The sequence below is a fragment of the Flavobacterium sp. FlaQc-30 genome (assembly GCF_044005885.1).
GTDB lineage: Bacteria > Bacteroidota > Bacteroidia > Flavobacteriales > Flavobacteriaceae > Flavobacterium.
Window position 1 is genome coordinate 59,346 of the sequence record NZ_JBIPCO010000003.1, and the last position, 19,388, is coordinate 78,733.

Here is a 19,388-nt window from a genome sequence, read left to right on the forward strand (position 1 = left end):
TTGAAATAGGATAGTGTATTTTAGATCGGTCGATCCTAAAATAAATCGTTACGTGAAGTAATTAAAATAGAATAAGAAACAAGAAAGCTTGATTGAAAATTATGCGCGATAGAAATCAGCATTTTCAGAATTAATTATATCGATTGGCAATAATGTTACAGCCGGAGTTTCTTTACGGAACAGAAAATGCTCTATAAGGTATATAATGCCTAAATAAACTTGTCTTTTTTGATTTTGATGAATTAGGAAATCAATTACTCCTTGATTCAAATTAGTTACGTTTTCATCAACCAAATCATAGCCTATCATGCGTATTCTTTTGTCTTTAATTTTGCTGATAATCTTAGAAACTTGATACGCTTTTGAAGTAGTTATAAAAACGCCTGATAAGTCAGGATTTTCGTTGATGAAGTTTTTTAAAGCAACTTCTAAATTGGGATTTTTTAGTTTTAAAGTAGTAATCTTATACTCTAAACTGTTTTTTTGACTGAAAAAGGATTTAAAGCCTCTTTCTTTTTCCTGCATGTGAATGGCATTTTTGTAGGTTTCGTCAATGTGTATAATAGCAATGTGTCCCTTGTCAAGAATTGTGCTTAACAATTTTGCAGCGACACGACCACTTCGATACAAATCCTGTCCGACAAAATTTTTGACAGCTGCCGATTCGACCTGATTGTTAAACGTATTTACAATAATATTTAAGGATTCATATTTTTTTATTGCATCAAGTGTTTCTTTATGGAAAAGCGGAGCCAGCAAAACGGCATCAGGCGATTTCTCGATAATAGTTTCATTGATGCTTAAAAAAGATTTTGTTTTTTCTGGATTAAAGTAAAAAGTCTCAATAAGTAAATTGTAGGCTTTAAATTCCTGTGCAGCTTCTTTAATTCCTTTTAGACAAGGAAGCCAATATGGATCTATTTTTGGATCGGGAAGGAGGATGCAAATATGATAAACTTTATTGTTTTTTAAATTTCGGGCAATAAGATTGGGTTCGTAATTAATTACACTTAAAACTTCGTTTACTTTTTCGAGGGCAAGCGGTGAAACTTTGCCTCGTTTGTGCAATACTCTGTCAACAGTTCCTTTTGAAACCCCTGCCATTTTAGCAATGTCCTTAATAGTATGTTTTCTATCCATAAAATTGTTGTATAAAAACGATACGTTTATTTGTCTATCAATTAATTTAAAAAGTGCATCATAATTTTGACGCATAGAAAATAGATAATTCTTTATTTTTCAGAATTTAAATCTATTTTCTATGTATCAAATTATAGTTAACAGAATGGTTTGTTTTTTAGAAATACGGATGATGAAATTTTAAATCGATTTTGCGATTTCAACACTCAATTCGGTATTTTTTAAGGTTAACTCTTCTCGTTTCATTCCTTTTAGAAGAATATTTTTTCCTAAAACCTCTTTTCCTATTTTGTTACCGCTGATTTCTACATTTTTACAAGCCTCGATTCTAAAATTGTACTTTTCAGGATACCAAGGTGTAAATGCAAAACTGCGTTTAATAGTATTGTTTTTAAAGCTTAATCCATCTACAGATACAGCATACAGAATAGGGTAGTCTGACGGATTAAAACTATTGTTTTCTATTTTTATGTTTTTATGAAATGGCTGTGACGCATTTGGCTGTGGAATTTCAGGATAAATACTAATAATAGCTTCACAGAATTGATAATAGGAAGAATTACAAGGATATCTAAACTCATTGTTTTTGATTGTAATGTCTTTTACAGCGCCGCTTTCGTACCAATAGTTAGCATCTCCTGCAATAAGAATTGCTGAACCGCTGGTTTCAAAAATATTATTTTCGATAATTACTTTTCCTGGAGTTGAGATTAAATATCCTCGAGCTCGATTACTGCCAACAAAACAGTTGGTAATTGTTGCATTAGGAGTCCAGCTTAGATTTTCTAAAACAAAACCAGTATCAATATCAGTTGGGATTTTTTCTTTAAATCTAATAATGAAATGATCCACATCTAAAGGTTCAAAACTTGAAACCGTGCCATAAGCCAAAGTTCCCATTTCTTTCTTCTGTATAAAACCTACTTTATCGCCTTTAACTGCCCATAATAATCCGTGCGACATATCCTGCCCAAATTTGCATTTTACAGCATAGTCATCAATTTTTTGTATCACTGGCACATAAGTTCCGTGAATATTAATAGGATCGTCCATTAAACCCTGTGCATCGCAATCGTCAATTACGATTTCTCCTTTGCATCCCATAAAATGCAATCCATCATCGTGACCGCTCAAATAGCGATTTTTATGCGGGTTTGGAATCATGTTTACATTTCGCATTTCGATATTTTCGCAGTATTGCGATAGAATACCCAAACCAGAAGTGTGATACACATTGATATTCTCTAATTTGGTGTTTTTGCTGTGAAATAAAAACATTCCAGCGTGATCTCTCGTGCCATGTCTTAGTATAAGAAAATTTCCAACTGAGGGAGTTTTTGCAAATTTTCCCTGCATTAGTACCAATCCGGGTTTAATCTCGCTGTATTTTACATTTTTTAAATCCCCTTTCACACAACCATTATCGCCTGTATTTGCAGGAATTATATGGTTTTTATCAAATTCAATTAACCAGGAACCTCCAGACAATGCCCAATTTTCATTGGCATTTTCGCCCACAAACGTTAATCCTTTATCATGAATTTTATATGGAGATTGCATAATATCAATCTTCATAACAATGTGGTTTTCATCGGCTTCTATAACTTCAGCTTCAGAAGTCAAAGGAACATCCCAATCAATATTTACATTTTTAATCGTAATATTTTCGGCATTGTCTAAAGTAAAGGGCTGCATGTGTTGATGATAAACAAAATCGGATTGCTGTGCATTTATAGTTATATTTTTTTTGTCTTTTATAAGTATGGCTAATTTTCTAACAACTGCATCATAAGTATTACTTTCGTAGTAAGTTTTATAATAATTGCTATCCGGGTAAAAATCATATCTCCCTTTCGGGAAAATAATTTCTACGGGCTCGCTGCCTAATCCTTCAATAAGTTTGTTGACTTTTGAGGTTAGATTTTCTTTAGTGCCAGAAATAATACCGTAGTCTTTTACATTTATTTTTTTGACTTTATTTTGTGCGGTACAAATGGTTATTATAGAGAATAAGGCATATGTTAGAAAAAGTTTATGCATGTTTTTTACTTTATTTCAAAAACCGTGTTATTAAATGTCTCAATTGTATCTGCAATTGGAGTTAATTTAATAAAGGATTGAGGTCTATTTTTGGTTACTAAATTTCTTAATTATTGGTGTCACGTGTTTTTTTGTATCATCATCTAAAGTACTTAAAGCTTGATCTGATTCTTGAGTTGAGAATTTTGATAAGCCATAAATTCCAGCAGCAATTACATTATAAGATTGATTTTTTGTACTCTCAATCATCAGCGCTTTATAAGATGAATCTCCTGTTGAAGCCAATTTTACAATTGCCGCAGCTCTGGCGTTTGTTTTTTTGTCATTTTTTGCAATGTCAAGCAAAGTTTTAACAGCCTCATCTTTTACATCGCGATCACCTAAATCAATTCCTTTGATGCTTAATGTTCGTAAATCGTCTTGCTGATCTTTTAAACCTGCTAATAACACAAGCTGCGAATCATGGCTTTTATCTTTTGATGCAAATTTTATAGCTTCAATTCGGTTGTAGTAAGAAGGCACATTTTTGTATTGATACAAATAATCAGAAGCATTTTTTTTATCTACATTAACTTCACCAACTAAGATTTTATCTGGATCTAAATCTATAAATTCAGGTTTTGAAGGAAGGTCAAAACTGAAACTTTGTTCTCTTTTATTAATTAAAATATCCTTTCTTATTTTAGTTCCGTTTGCATAAAAATCAACTTTTAAAGGCAATGTAAAGGTTTGCACAGCACTATCTTGAGATTGAGTGATAGTAATGATGATTTTTCCGTTAACATATTTGTAATTCACATCCAGAATCGGACTTCCAGCATTATAATACCATTGATCAAAATAAGGCAGCCAATCTTTTCCAGTCACTTCTTCCATCGATAAACGCAGCTGATGCGGTTCGCCAGATTTATAAGCATTAGTTGTTAAATAATGGTTTAATCCTTTAAAAAATGCTTCATCACCCATTTGGTTTTTCATGGCATACAAAATAATAGAACCTTTAGAATAGCTGATATTATCAAACATATCGTCGGCGTTTTTGTAATGAAAACGTGCTAAAATTGGACTGTTGCCATTTTTTTGAGAACGAAAATAGTTTTGAAGTTTTTCATAACGTGATCTGTCTTCTGCATCCTGTCCGGCATCATGACCGTGCCAAAGTACTTCTCCAAAAGTGGCAAAGGATTCGTTCATGGTTAAGTTTGACCACGATTCAGCTGTTACATAATCTCCAAACCATTGATGAAAAAGTTCGTGAGCAATTGTACTTTCTTGATTATCATCTAATAATTCTCGTTCTGTTTTTTGAACATATTCACCATGAACGGTCGCTGAAGTATTTTCCATAGCACCTCCAAAATAATCTTTCACAACAATTTGCGCATATTTTGCCCAAGGATATTCTACGCCAAGCATTTTACTGTAAAAATTCATCATATCTGGCGTTTTATAAAAAATCTGTTTGGCATAAGGCGCATATTTTGGTTCTAAATAATAGCTGACTTCTTTACCATTATAAGAATCTTTATAGATTTTAAAATCACCAACAGCCATCATAAACAAATAAGGTGCATTTGGCTGTTCCATTTTCCAAGTGTCCGTTCTTGTTCCGTCTTTATTTACTTTTTGTGAAGTTAATTTACCGTTTGACAAAGTGGTATATTTTGACTGAACTGTCATAGCGATTTCAGAAGTTGTTTTCTGATTTGGTTTGTCAATTGTCGGAAACCAGCAAGATGAAGCTTCAGTCTCGCCTTGAGTCCATATTTGTGTTGGTTTATCTCCCTTTCCGTCAGGATTAATAAAATACAATCCGTTTGAGTTTGTAATCGATTCGCCGTCTTTACTTTTCAGTTCTGCTGGTTTTGCCGTATAATCAATAAAAAGGGTATATTTTTCAGAACCTTTATACTTTCTGTCCAGTTTAATAAAAAGCTGTTCGTTGTCGTAAGTGTACCTTAAAGGTGTTTTTTTCTTTCCTTCGACGATCGAAATTTCTTTAAAATCCATCCCTTTCGCATCCAAAGTAAGCGAATCTGTTGCATAGAAATGTGGTTTTAAAGTAAGCCATTCTTTTCCATACAAATGTCTTTTTCCATAATCAAAAGACACTTCCAATTTTGTGTGTACTAGATCGTGAACTTTTATTGGAGTTGCTCTGTAAATAGCTAATTGCTCTTTATCTTTCTCAGCATTTTGAGCCTGAATGTTTTGGCATGCTAATAAAGCAATGCTAAAAAGAGTACATTTTAAAAATAGCTTGTTCATTTTGTGTAAGTTATATGTTTTTTAAAGCTTTTCTATAATTCTAACTTCGCCGTCCTTTTCATCAGCTGTTAAAATATCGGATTGTTTTTGAGTGTACATTTGTAAACTCCATTGAACAATTTTGTTTTCAGGATATAATTTAGCTTGATTTCGAATCCATTCTTCTGCCTTTTTTGATGAAGAAGTTTTTTCGACAGCCCAAGCTGAAATAAGTTGATTGGCAGGTAAAAAGTTCATAACAGTATTGTCGATCTTTGGCGTAAAAGAGATAATTTTTTGTAACGATTCTTTAGCTTTATCTGTATTGCCTAAACTGGTATAACATTGATAATCCAGCCAGTTTTCAAGCCTTTCGTCAATATCTTCGTCATAAGGTTTTCCAACACCTAAATTTTCTGGAAACAGTTTGGCATCAGCAATTAGCTGTAGTGCTTTTTTGTACTGTTTGTTTTTTATTTCGGCTAAAGCCTGCATCAATTTAGCTTCATGATACAATTGTCTTCCTGCAGTTGCACCTTCAAACGGAAGGATTTCTAGTTTGGTCAAAAAAGCATCTGCTTCGCTGTATTTTTTATTGAGAAGCAAGGTTTTAGCATACAACATTCCCATTAAATAATTCTCTTTATGCTTTTTATAAAAAGGTTCTGTTATCGCAAGTGCTTTGTCATATTGTTTTAAAGTGATGAAATGTTCTGCTAACAACTTATTGTATCTCCATCCTTGATTGTCTAGTTTTAAGGCTTGCTGTAAACTTGCCGTTACAACTTCAGGATTGTCTTTCATTAAAGACGCTTTTGCAGCATAAAAAGCAGGATCAGCAGGTTTAGAACCGCATTGATTGAACAATTCTTTTGCTTTTGAAAGATTATTGCGATTCCACTCAATTAGAGCCAAATGATACTTTAACTGCCATTGGTCATTTTTTTGAATAAGATCTTCAAGTATAACAGCGGTTTCATGGCGAAATGGAAAACTAAGTCCAGGCTGAATCTTACTTAAATCAACGGCTTTGTTTTCTAAAAATGCTTTCCAATAGATAATTTCAGCACTTGGAGCCGCTGTCGAGAAAACTTTTAAGGCTTCGTCCTTGCGGCCCAGATGCTGATACCAGATTCCTAATTCAAGATAAGTTTGCTCTGGCATTTCGTTTCGTATCAATGAAGTAAATTGTTTTTTTGCGGCATCTGAATTTGCCCAAAGGAAATTTTCAAATCCTGCAAAATGATTTAACGGATCTACATTGTTTACTTTATTCAATATGGTAACCGCCTTATCTTTATTGTTTTGCAAACGATAGATAACGGCTAAAAGCTGTAATCCTTCTAGATTATTTTTATTATTCAGCAAGCTTTTTTCTGCATATTCAATGGCTTTTGTCAGCTCATTTTCGCTGAAATAAATTTGACTTAAAGCCGTATAAGCAGCACTTCGGTATTCGGCACTTGCGGCAGCAATATCAAATCCGTCTTTTGCATCGATGTTGTTGCCTAAATGCATATTTGCTAAAGCATAATAATAGTTTGCAGCGGGATCGTAAGTATTTATGGCTAAAGCTTTACTGGCTGAAGCAATTGCATCTTTATACTGAAATTTACGAATTTGCAATAAAGCAAGATCAGAAAGGGCAGGAGCATAGTTAGGATCTTTTTTAAGACACTCGCTCAATTTTTCTTCAGCTTTTATATAATCTTTAAAACTGATATAGTTTTTACCTTGCAGATATAATCCGTAAATTGAATTGTTGTCAAAATCTTTTGGAACTTCTAAAGGACGGTTTAAATTGCCGTCTTCTGGTGTCGAATTCCAAACCAGTTTATTGTCTCCAATTGTTACTCTTAATTTATTTTGATCAACCGCAACTTGAATAGAATCTTTGAATACTTGTAAGGTGTTAACTGAAATATTTTTGGAATAGATTTTTTTTTCATTGTCAAAAACTTCCAATTTTTCATTTAATTTTTGAAGCGGAGAGAAGTAGATTTTCAACCAGCCGTTTTCATTTTTTACGTTTACGGCGCCATAATTATTTGCTTTTACAAAACCTTTCGTCTGTTTTACAGGAAACCAATATTCTGTCCAAGAATCTGTTTGATACGGCGCAAAAGAACGCTGCTTAAAAGGAGTTAAGTTACTGCCTTCGCTTGCTTGATTGAATAATCTGCCGCTTTGCACTTCTACATATTGACCATCAGTATCTGTAAGCAGTTTTTCCCAAATCATTCCCTGCTGCGACAGTCCCCAAATCCAGATTTTTTTGCCGGGTTTGTCATCATAATTACCATATCTTCCCATTCCAAAATCTTCATCATGGTAATAGCCTCCAAAGAAATCATTGTATTTCCCAAAAACATGATACGATTTGTAACCGCCAAAATCATTGTTTTTATAATACGATAGATCTTTGCCGTTTTGTTTATCGATTGGCCATTCGTTATGTTCCCCATTATGACCAATGTAGCTTTGACCTGGAAATATAAACTGTAAATTTCCTGCTGCTTTTATACCAGTATTCATCCAAGTATAATAAGGCTGTTCTGACTCGGTCGAATTAAACCAAAATGAATTAGTGGTAAAATAAGCTTTGTCTCTAGGTAAGTTTATATCTAATTTCCATGAGGTGCGGGTTAGTAAATCTAAAACACCTATAATGCAGCTTACACTGCCGTCTTCTCTAGTTATGGTGGTGTAATCTACAGGAGTTGCACAATTTGGAGTGTGTCCGATGATCCCATAATTGCCTTCAACACCACCGCTTGTCCACGGACCGCGCATCGCAATATCTCTAAACTTGATAACATGGTTGTTGTAAACAATATCTTTTCCAGTCGATTTTTCTATTGCCGACCAAACTTTTCCGCCTACTTCCGGCAGAATCGTCAGTTTAATATAATCGTTTTCAAGTTCAACAACTTTCCATTCCTTTTGTACAGGCTTATCAGTAAAACCATCGAAACGATAGTACGGATAAACTTTTGTATCTGGTTTAGGAATTGGATCTGGATCGGAAAAAGGATAGGTTGTAAACACCTTTTTGTATTCCTTTATAGTTGGTTTATTTTGTGCATTGACAAACAGGCTTCCAAAAAGTAAAATCGATAAAAATGGCCTTAGTTTCATGTGGAGAGCTATTTATTATGGTTAGTTGTTTTAACAGTAACGTTGTTGAGTTTTTTTGTTACAGATTACACAGATTTAATGATTTTTTTGAAGGGATAAATATTAATTTTATATTAATCATTAAAATCTGAGGCATTAATTTTTATAGTAATTTGTCATTTCGACGTAAGGAGAAATCACACTAGAAACTCCGCGTAGAAAATTGCTAATCTTTGTTGATATACAAGTGTGATTTCTCCTTACGTCGAAATGACAGACTGGACGTGGTATACTTACTGTCTTTAATTTATTTAACAATCAATAACCATCCTTTTCCTTTTGCTACTGGAATTTCATCTTTTGCAGTAAAAGTTTTTGAAGGCTGGAAATTGATAACTTCTGGAGCTGTAATTGTTGCTTTGGCAGGATTTATTCCTAGTTTTTTCCAATCGATGTTCAATTTTACATTTACGTCAGTATCAGCCCAGCTTGCAATAGAAATTAAAGCTGTTCCGTTCTTTTTGTAAACGGTTGCTAATACTTTATCATTATTTGTTTTTACTGGACAGTTTTCGCTCCAATATCCAATCATCTCAGAACCTTTGATTCCAAAAGAATCCCATAATTTCCAGATATTTCTTGGATCAGCATTATTGCTCCACGGAAGTCTGTTTGTCATTCCATAAACCATTCCTCTCCATGGATTTCCTCCGTCTTGCAGCATTTCGCCCATTAATCCAAAAGGAATTCCGCTCACTTCAGTTAGGAAAAAGTCAGGTTGTCCTTTTTCGTAATCAAAATATTCTCCAAACCATAGTTTATTGATGTATGGAAAGTGCTCCATATATAAATTGGCGCTGTTATTAAAACCATCGCTTTTGTTGTACTGATTCGCACTGTGCAAATCGATAATTCCTGGGTGACCGTCTTTGGTTAAAACTCTTTTAATACGTTTCATTGTGATTCTGTCAAAAGCAACATCGTCCAAATAAATTCCATCAATACCAACGTTTTGTGTTAACCAATTCATTCCTTCTACGTAGTAATTGTGCCAACGATTCATACCGCTGTTTACAATTGCCGCATCTTTAATTTCAGGAACAAACCAAGCTGCGATATAATCATCGCCTACGTGTTCTTGAAGCCAAGAAAATCCGCCGCCTTTTCCTGGAGAATAAATTTCATGACCTAAGCTTTTTAAAGCAAAAGTTTCATAAGCTTTATTCGAAACTTCTCTAACGGTATTGTATATTTTTACTTTTAAACCTTTTTGGTGCGCTTCATCAATATAGTTTTTCATCTTTTTAAATTCGATAAAAGGATAGTTGATGTAAGGATTGATCGCATTTGCATGGTGAATATTGATTACAGTTGCACCAGTTTGAGCAATAGAATCGATTGGGCTGTATTTGTGATAAAATTTATTATCCCATTGAAAATCTGTATTGATGGTATGAAACGGAGTGATCAATAATGTAAAGTTATAATACAAAACATCTCCTTTTTTCATGCTGCGAGCACCGCTGTAGGCATTTACCAAAACTGATTTTTGGTTTGGTGTAATGGTGATTCCGCCTTTGTTTTCGTTACCCCAAGAAGTGGGTAATAATAATGGCTTTTGTAAATAGAAATTGGTGTTTAACGGACGGCTGTATTTTTCGTCTCTTAATGAAAACTGCAACCCAGAATTTACAGCACCAATCCAAGCGCCGTCTTGATTTTTGTGTGCAACATCCCATTTCCAGTCAAAAGATGCAGGACGATCTCCGCCTTTTTGACCAAGTCCCATCATATATTTTGCAGATGTTGGCTGCATTGGTAACTGAAAATTAATGTCGTTGAATGAAGCGTCTTCTAAAGCAGTAATTTTAACGGTATAATGTAAAAAACCATCAAACTCAACGGCAGCATTTACATCCATTTGAACTGATTTTGATGTAGATGTGCTTTCCCAAGCTACGGTTCCTACCTCTTTTTTAGTGAATTTTAAGCCGTTATTTTTCCATTGTAATGATTCTTTTCCTGTTGCATCTACAAAATGAAATGTTATTGGAGCACTTAAAATATCGTTTGCCTTTGTAGTAACAGTTGTCATTTCTGGCGTGAAAAAAGTTTGTATTTGAGTTGGGAAACCATTAGTTCCTAAAACCACTTTACGACCCAATAAAGAAATTTCAGCATCTTTTACCACAAGTGGAGTATAAGGTGCAATAACAGTATTTTCTTGAGCTAATGTAGAGTTTAACCATTTTAAACGCGTCATTTTTTCAGGACTGTCAATACCTCCGTTTTTTGTAACTTCATTGGTTACTGTTATTTGAAGTGTGATTGCTGTAGACTTTCCGTCAGCGGTAACTGTTGCTTTTCCTGTATAATTTCCAGCCGCAGCAGTTTGCGGAACATCGATGCCGCACCACATTGCCTGAATTTTTCCTTTTGAAACAGAAACAGTATTGGTAAAAGGAGTGCCGTCATATTTTGTTCCGTCAGTGTTGATACAGCTGATATCTTTCCCTTCTATTGTGGCTCCAGTTGTACTTACTAAATTCGTAAAAGATATTTTTACATTTTTTAAATCTGTAAGAGCGTATACTCCTAATTGAAAAGCCAAATATTCGCCTTTCTTTGCCGTATCAGAAAAATTGTTTTGTACACCTTTTTCGATCCAGCGTTGTGGTAAATCATTTTTCATTCGAATAGAATGCAGTCTATCTTCTGGGAAAACCAAAAAAGTACTGCCGCTGTTTTTAGCAATAATTGCAGAAGTTTCGGTAGCTGTTGCAATTACTTCCATTGGATAAAAACTATTAAAAGCATTTACACTTTGAATTTCTGTAACGGTACAATTGTCTTTTAAACCTGTTTTTATTTTAGAAATCCATTGCGCATCAGATTTGTATTCAGCCTTAGCATAAATTCCTTTTGGATAATTGGCTGTGCCTTCGTCAATGTAAGGCATATAATAAACATAATAAGTTCCTTTGCCAGAAATTGGTTCAAAGTAAATTGTTCCGTTTTCTCGGTTGATGTTTTCTGTTTTTACATTAAGAACTTCTTTGCCTGCAGCATCTTGAACAATAACTTTTTTAAGTTCAGGTTTTTCATCTCTTCTACGCCATTCTATGGTCGTTTTAGCGATATTTCCTGTACCGGAAAAGTTAACAAGAACACGATGATTTCCCAGTAAATTAGGATTCCAACTGTCGTTGCCGTCTGTATATTTTATTTGTGCAGTCAATGGAATACTGAAAATGAAAAGGCACATAATCAATATGCTGCTTAGTATTTCGTTATTTTTTAGGTTTAGTTTCATTGTGTTTTTATGTTCAAGTTAAAAAGTGTGCTTTGATATTTAGTAAACGGCTTTCCATCCGTTTTTTTTCCAATACGCGATAATAGGTTTATATGGTCCGTATTTATGCTGTTCTTCAGAAAAATTGTCACTAAAAGGGCTGTGTGCATAATCAATAGGTTTTCCCATTTTATTAGGATAATCTAATGTTTTAGGATTTGGTCTTTCATGAATGGCATCATTATTTACGTAGGCAGCAATATCGAGTGCTTCGGCATCAGTAAGATATGGTTTTCCTAAAGTTACTTTATCATACGGCATATTGCTTTTTAACCATTGCGCTTGTTTGATAACGCGGTGCATACTTGAGCCGGGCTGATAAGCATATTTTCCCCATAGAGGCGGGTAGGTGTAGCCTGATTTGTCTGCATTATAAACTCCTTCGCCATTATTTCCGTGACAGCGAGCACAATTTTCAGCAAATAATGCTTTTCCTCTTTCCGGACTTGCGGCTACGTCTGGAAACTCTATTTCTAGATTTTTTGCGCCTTTAAATTGTCCGTCTTTTGGAACATATTTGCTGATCCATTTAAAATAAGATAAAAAAGCAACCATTTCTTTTCCGTCAAGCGGAAGTGGTTTTCCTGAATGTGGTCTCATTACACAATTGTTTACACGTTCAGCAAGTGTAAGCACTTTGTTTTCGCGCCCGCGATATTGAGGATAATTATCGTGCGACGACATTAAGTTGAAGGCATAAGGTTTTGTACCAGCATCTTGATGACAGTTGGTACAATTCATTTTGTTGCCTAAATATTTTCCGTTAATACCATTTGGGCCAATATAATAAGCCGTTTTAAGCATTAATTCTCTTCCGTAACGAACTGATTTTCCAAACTGATCGTCAGGAATTTCAGAAGTGTCAATTGTGATATAACCTTCGTCTTCTTCTCTGTCTTCGGTTGTTTTTGAAGCCAAAGTTTGAGAATTTGATTTGGTGCAGGAATTGAAAACAGCCAGTGACAATGCTGAAAAGAGTCCAATAAGAATTATTTTTTTCATGACTAAAATTTTTAATTTAAAAGAAAAGGTTTCATATTTTCTTCTGGAATAAATTGTACGCGATAAGGAGGTATTTCTGACTCTAAAGCCCAAAGTAATACTCCTTTTTTGTTGGTTAAAACCGTTATATGTCTTTTAGAGCAGCAAACCAATATGAGATCTTTATTGATCATATAGGCGCTTCCCATTCTATCGTTGTAAATATCTTTTGGCAGGTTTACATGGAAATCAAGTTGTACTGCTTTATTTTTTTCGTCTACTTTAAGTGCAAAAACCGATGATTGCTTTTTGTCTACACCATTATCAAAAAACATCAAACTTCCGTCTTGATTAATGTGGGCAGCGTGTGCTTGCGAGAAATCGCTGTCCTTAGCCATTTTCATAGTGCCGTTTCGTCCTAATTTCCAAATTACTTTACCTGATTTAGCATCGACTTTCCAAATTTGTCCGTTGTTGTAAAACGAGATTAAAAAATTACCGTCTTTATCATAATTTAGACTGTTGGCATGCATCCAGTCTTTTTTAGTTTTCAATAAAGCTTTGTCTTTCATTGGATCCAGATCATCAAAAACACTCCATTTCCAAATTTGTTTTCCTTTTTTGTCTAGAATTAGGATTCCATCACCATTTATAGTATCTCTCTTTTTTCCACCAATTGAAGATAAATCTGTGATTCTTGTATCAACAAATAAAGTAACAATTTCATTTGCTGATTTTTTTATGATTTCATGGTGGATAACTTGTTTAAGATCACCTTGTCCTTTTTTAATATGTGTTAAAGTATCGCCTTGAAGGTTAATTTCTAGAATTTCGCTGCCATAACTTGTAGGTTCATCATTGGTTCCTAGAATGGAAAGTATAGTTTGCTCTTTTGTGAAATGAGTTACTTTAAAACCAGTATTTTCTACTGTATGATACCATCTAATATTTCCTTTGTAATCAACAATAAATGCTGTTCCAGGCGTTTCTCTTTTAGCCATAAGCATAAACCCTTTTTTGAAGTTTTGCGGTAAAAGCTCTGGTTTTGGAGAATTTGCTTTGAACTTTTTTTGCAGCCATTCCTGCAGTTTTCGTGATTTAAAATTGTACACTTTACTGCTGTCTTTTTCATTTCCTTGTACTGTAATTAATTTAAAATTATAATCGGTTTCAGGAATTATATTAAGAAGCACTAAAGAATGCGAAAGCCCTTTTTTTGAAATTGGAGAAATTATCTTGTTTTTAGTTCCATTTTTTGCAGTCCAATATTCGGCATATACCTGTACATCGTCATTCGTAGTAACATCGATTTGAATTTTCAATTCGTTGTTACTATGAGTCCCAATATTAATTTTTGTGATATAATTACCTTGTTTTTTGGAACAGCTTGCAAATGCAAGTATTACCAAAATAAAGCTCCATTTTAAAATTAGTTTTTTGATCATTATAAAGGCTTTTTTGAATGAAACAGAAAAGTGCTTTTTTGTATAAAAAAATCAAGAATAGACAGATTATTTAACTGTCTATTCCTGATTTAAAATTTATTTATTGCCTGTCAGCATTACTCAATTTTGGATTAAGATCAACTTGACTTTGTGGATAAGTATAATACTTGTTTTGCGGCATTTTGATTAACGCTGCTTCGCCAACTCTAAGATGATAAGCATTTACCAGAACATCATATTTGTTCATTCTAATCAAATCGGCACGACGTTTTCCTTCATAGAAAAGTTCCCATCCTCTTTCTTGTAAAATAGCATCTCTTAAAGAAGCTTGAGTATGTTCTGATAGAATTAATAGTTTTGCATGCGATCTTCCTTTTACTTGATTAATCAGATCTACAGCTTCAGCTGTTGGTCCGCTGATTTCGTTTAAGGCTTCAGCTCTGCTCAGTAATACATCTGCATAGCGTAAAATATTCACACTATGACCATCATAATAGGTTGTAGTTTCATCATCAGCATATTTTCTAGTCGCTACATCCGGCATATAAAGTACACCAGCAGGCGGCTGCGCGCCCAAAGTTGGTGCTTGCTTGTGCAATAAACCATCTGATCCCATAAACTCTGGAAAGAAACATTTTTTTCTATCATCTTCATTACCAAATGTATTAAAGAAATCCCAGTTTACAGTGTAATACTGCCATCTGTTTTGTACAACTGGATGATCTGTTGGTCCAAAATGGTTCAATAATTCTGTTCCGTTTACATTTGCATCACTAAGCGAAGAAAAGATGTTTTCTGAGCACCATTTGTTACTTTCTTTAAATAATCCTAAATATGACGGATAAAGACTGTACTGGTTCAAGTTCATTACTTGCTGCGTAAGTGTTGCTACTTTTTGCCAATCATGACTGCGCAGGTATAACTTTGCCAATAAAGTAAGTGCGGCGCCTTTTGTAGCACGTGCTACATCATTAGTACCATAAATTGGATTATTCTGGTAATTTAAAGGCAGTACATCTGCAGCTTCATTTAATTCTTTGATCAGGAAAGCATCTATTTCTTCTACTGACGAGGGAGCTATTTGTTCTAAATAACCAGGGTTTCCTAAATTAGCTTCTGTAATTAAAACTACAGGTCCCCAAGCATCCGTTAAATCCATATATGAAGAAGCTCTCAAAAATTTGGCTTCAGCAATAAATTGTGCCTTTTCGGCAGCAGTTATTCCAGACATTTTGGCGATATTAAAAATCGCATTATTTGCATTGGCAATCAATTTATACATCGCATTCCAGTCTTCTTGAAGCAATCCGTTACTAGAATTCCAAGTTCCTAGTGATAATTGTCCTGGATCTCCACCAAATTGGCAATGACCTAAATCTGTAGCAATATCTGTTAGAGCAAAGTGTCTTGTAGCCCAGTACGAAAAGTTATCGCCCACAGAAGGACCTTTTAGTCTGCCATAAACGGAATTGACTGCAGCAATAGCATCTGACTTTGTTTGATACCCATTGGTATTGGTCAAACTACTATATACCGTAGGTTCAAGATCCTGATTACAGGAAAATTGTACTCCAGCAGCTAGTAATAGTAATAATATTGTATGTTTTTTCATTTTAATAAATTTAAATGTTACTAAAAAAGCTTTTTAGACTAGTGAATAGTCACTTTTATGCCTAAAATAAACGTTCTAGAAGCTGGAAAAGAGTTAAAATCAATTCCTCCACCAATGTTTTGTGCAGTAGAGCTGCTTGTATGCCCATTTATTTCAGGATCGTTTCCAGAATAATTTGTAATAGTCAATAAATTCTGTCCTATGGCATACAATCTAATATTGTCTATAAATTTTACTTGTCTTAATGCACTTTCTGGAATAGAATATCCGATAGAAACATTTTTCAAACGAATGTAAGAGGCATCTTCAACAAATTTTGAATTTACATAACTGCCATAAGTACTTTTGTAGTAACCGTCTCTCGGAATATCTGTGTTTTCATTAGTTCCAGCTACCCAACGATTTAGAGCGTCAGTGCTTGTGCTGGATTCTCCTACCATTTTAGTCATGTTATAAACAGAATAATCAAAGGCTCCTTGGAAAAAGATGTTCATATCAAAATTTCCAAATCTAAAATCATTGTTGAAACCTGCGATATAATGCGGAGTAGAATTTCCTAAGTATGTTCTATCATCAGCAGTGATTTTTCCATCTCCCGTAAGATCTTCATATTTTGGATCTCCAGGTTTAGACAAAGGCTGCGGTGCATAAACTTCTCCAGTTTTGATTACGCCGGCATATTTAAATCCGTACAATACTCCCATTTCTTTTCCTGGCTCTAATCTTGTAAATTCTCTTCCAGAAACCGTTCCGCTTGGGTTAGAAGTATTAGTACTAATAATTTTAACATTATCAGCTAGAGATATAACTTCTTGTTTATTGTAAGCAACATTCAAGGAAGTTGTCCACAGAAATTTATCATTTCTATAGTTTGTAGTGGTAATTCCTAGTTCAATACCTTGGTTGTCAATAACTCCAGAGTTCATGGTTTGATTGTTAAAACCCCACCATCCGCCAACAGGCACTCTGATCAACGCATCTGTAGTTCTCTTTTTGTACACATCAATCGTTGCCGTTATTTTACTGTCTAAAAATCCCATGTCTAAACCTATGTTAGTTTGGGCTGTTTCTTCCCATTTTAAATTAGGATTTGGTAAGTTTTCAGGTTCATTGGCACCTACGAAACTATCAGGAGCAATTGTTGCACCCCAAGATTTTAATGTGTTCATGTACGCATAATCTCCAATACCGTCATTTCCTGTAATACCGTAACTTACTCTTAATTTAAGTTCTGAAACAGAATTTACTTTTTGCATAAAAGGTTCATTAGAGATTTTCCATGCAATAGCACCAGAAGGGAATGTTCCGTATTTATTATTTGGTCCAAAACGAGAAGAACCGTCTCTTCTCAGTGTAAATGAAGCTAAGTATTTATCGTTAAAGGCATAATTTAACCTTCCGAAGTAAGAAGTTAATTTTGTCTCCAATTTTTGTGTTTCTGGTTTCAAATACACTTCAGCACCTTGCAGGTTATAGTAAGTCAATACATCACTAGAAAATCCAGATCCAGAAGCTTTCATTCTTTCGTAAGTATCTTTTTGATTAGAAGTACCAATCATTGCTGTTATAGCATGCTGTTCTTTAATATTAAACTTATAAGTCAAATATTGTTCAGTACTCCATCTAAAATAAGTTTTATTTTCTTCAGAACCAGTTCCTTTCAAAGCAGCTCCTGCTGTTAATGTTCTTGGTGTATATTTTCCTTCAATATTTTCCTGCCATTCAGCGCCTGCGCCAAAATGATACGTTAAGCCTTTGATGATTTCATAGTCTAAAAACATATTACCGTTAACCATTCTATTGATAATATGATCTGTAGGCTCTAATAAAAGGGCTAGTGCGTTATCCTTACCTAAGTACTTATTGTAAGTTCCGTCAGCATTATAAATCGGGAGATTAGGGTAGGCAGTTTGAATTGAAAACATTGGCGATAGAATATTATCTCCAAAGTCACTATTGTTTCCTTCTGTTGCGGCACCATAAAAATTGGTACCCATATTTAATTTGCTGTTAAATCTTTTTTCGCCTCCCATTCTCACACTGTATCTTTCGAAATCAGTATTTTCAATGGCTCCGGTTTGTTTGATGTAATTTCCAGAAAGAAAAAATTTAGATGTTTGATCGCTTCCGCTAAAAGTAAGAGATCTGTTTAGTACTTCACCTGGGCGTGTTGCAGCATCAAACCAATTCGTATTCGCTACAGGAAGACTCGCTGGAAAAAGAGGAGGTCTTCCGTTTTCAAGTTGAATTGCATTTTGAATATCAACAAATTGCTGACCGGTTAGTAATGTAGGTTTATTAATGATGTTTTGAAAACCATCAGAAATCTCTGCTTCAACCTGCATTTTACCTAATTTTCCTTTTTTAGTCGTAATCAAGATTACACCATTTGCTCCTCTTGAACCATAAATAGCAGTAGAAGAAGCGTCTTTTAATATCTGAATGTTTTCAATATCGTTTGGACTGATAGAACCTCCTGAACTTGTAATAAAACCATCAACAACATATAATGGCCCATTTGAATTGTTAATAGAGTTTCCTCCTCTAATGACAACATTTGGAGTAGTTCCTGGAGCATAACTGTTTTGCTGTACTTGAACTCCAGAGGCACGACCTTGAAGAGCTTGTCCAACATTAGCAATAGTTCCTCCTAAATTTAAATTGTCTTTTCCAACAGAACTCACAGAACCAGTAAGGTCTTTTTTTCTGGCTTTTCCATATCCAATAACAACTTCCTCTAATTTTTGACCAGCTTCTTTCATGACAATTTTAAGAGGTGCACTTCCTATTGTTACCTCTTGGTCTTCCATACCAATGTATGTTATAACAAGTTTAGTAGCACTATCTGGAACTGTAATAGCAAAACTTCCGTCAACATCAGTTTGAACGCCCGTTTTGGTGCCTTTTATGGTTACGTTTACACCTGGCAAGGGAAGTCCGTTTTGATCTGTTACTTTACCCTTTACCGTTTTTTCAAAAAACAACGAAGTATTGGTTTTAGAAGACACACTTACAGAAGTCGCTGCCGAAGCTTGAAATGTGAAAACTAACAACGAAAGAATCGTGAGTTTAATTTCTTTCCCGGATAAATTGTTAATCCGAAAGTCTCTTGGTTTTTTTTGGGTTAATAATTTCATACTCTTAATTGGTTTTTTTGGTTAATAAAAATTGTGTTTTTTGTTTTGTAGGTTTTCTTTTCTTTTTACTTGGTTTTAAATTTAGGTTTCCTCTTTTTTTGAATTATAATTGAGTCGTTTTTCGTCTATAAATACACCCTTTATTTTTGACCTAATTTTAGCGTTTTTACTCGTTTTTGGTCATTTTTATAAGAGTTAAAAATGCTTAAAAAAGACTTTAATTAACTTATTTTTAAGATTATTATATAACGAAACTATCGATTATATTTTTACTAAACAAGAAAAAACATAAAAAATGTGCTCGAACACATAAAAAA

Annotated in this window: 9 protein-coding genes; all 9 read right to left on the reverse strand. The window is 34.2% G+C overall.

Annotated elements, in window-relative coordinates; all coding sequences use genetic code 11:
* Positions 1–99: 99 nt before the first annotated feature.
* Positions 100–1,140, reverse strand: coding sequence for a substrate-binding domain-containing protein (locus ACHRV0_RS08310; RefSeq protein WP_395440484.1), 1,041 nt, complete (start codon positions 1,138–1,140; stop codon positions 100–102).
* A 180-nt stretch (positions 1,141–1,320) separates the two neighbouring features.
* Entirely contained in the window at positions 1,321–3,180 is a 1,860-nt protein-coding gene (locus ACHRV0_RS08315) for a hypothetical protein (protein WP_395440485.1), read from the reverse strand.
* Positions 3,181–3,264: 84 nt separating this feature from the next.
* Positions 3,265–5,448, reverse strand: coding sequence for a M1 family aminopeptidase (locus ACHRV0_RS08320; RefSeq protein WP_395440486.1), 2,184 nt, complete (start codon positions 5,446–5,448; stop codon positions 3,265–3,267).
* A gap of 21 nt (positions 5,449–5,469) precedes the next feature.
* Positions 5,470–8,565, reverse strand: coding sequence for a DUF5107 domain-containing protein (locus ACHRV0_RS08325; protein ID WP_395440487.1), 3,096 nt, complete (start codon positions 8,563–8,565; stop codon positions 5,470–5,472).
* 286 nt (positions 8,566–8,851) lie between these two features.
* Complete coding sequence (locus tag ACHRV0_RS08330; RefSeq protein ID WP_395440488.1) at positions 8,852–11,857, reverse strand: glycoside hydrolase domain-containing protein; 3,006 nt, start codon at positions 11,855–11,857, stop codon at positions 8,852–8,854.
* A 39-nt stretch (positions 11,858–11,896) separates the two neighbouring features.
* A complete protein-coding gene (locus tag ACHRV0_RS08335) occupies positions 11,897–12,898 on the reverse strand; it encodes a c-type cytochrome (RefSeq protein WP_395440489.1) in 1,002 nt (333 codons plus the stop codon).
* An 11-nt stretch (positions 12,899–12,909) separates the two neighbouring features.
* Positions 12,910–14,322, reverse strand: coding sequence for an aryl-sulfate sulfotransferase (locus ACHRV0_RS08340; RefSeq protein ID WP_395440490.1), 1,413 nt, complete (start codon positions 14,320–14,322; stop codon positions 12,910–12,912).
* A 100-nt stretch (positions 14,323–14,422) separates the two neighbouring features.
* A complete protein-coding gene (locus ACHRV0_RS08345; RefSeq protein ID WP_129025543.1) occupies positions 14,423–15,934 on the reverse strand; it encodes a RagB/SusD family nutrient uptake outer membrane protein in 1,512 nt (503 codons plus the stop codon).
* A gap of 38 nt (positions 15,935–15,972) precedes the next feature.
* Positions 15,973–19,071 carry a SusC/RagA family TonB-linked outer membrane protein gene (locus ACHRV0_RS08350; RefSeq protein ID WP_395440491.1) on the reverse strand — a complete coding sequence of 1,033 codons (3,099 nt, stop codon included), beginning with the start codon at positions 19,069–19,071 and terminating at the stop codon, positions 15,973–15,975.
* Positions 19,072–19,388: the final 317 nt, after the last annotated feature.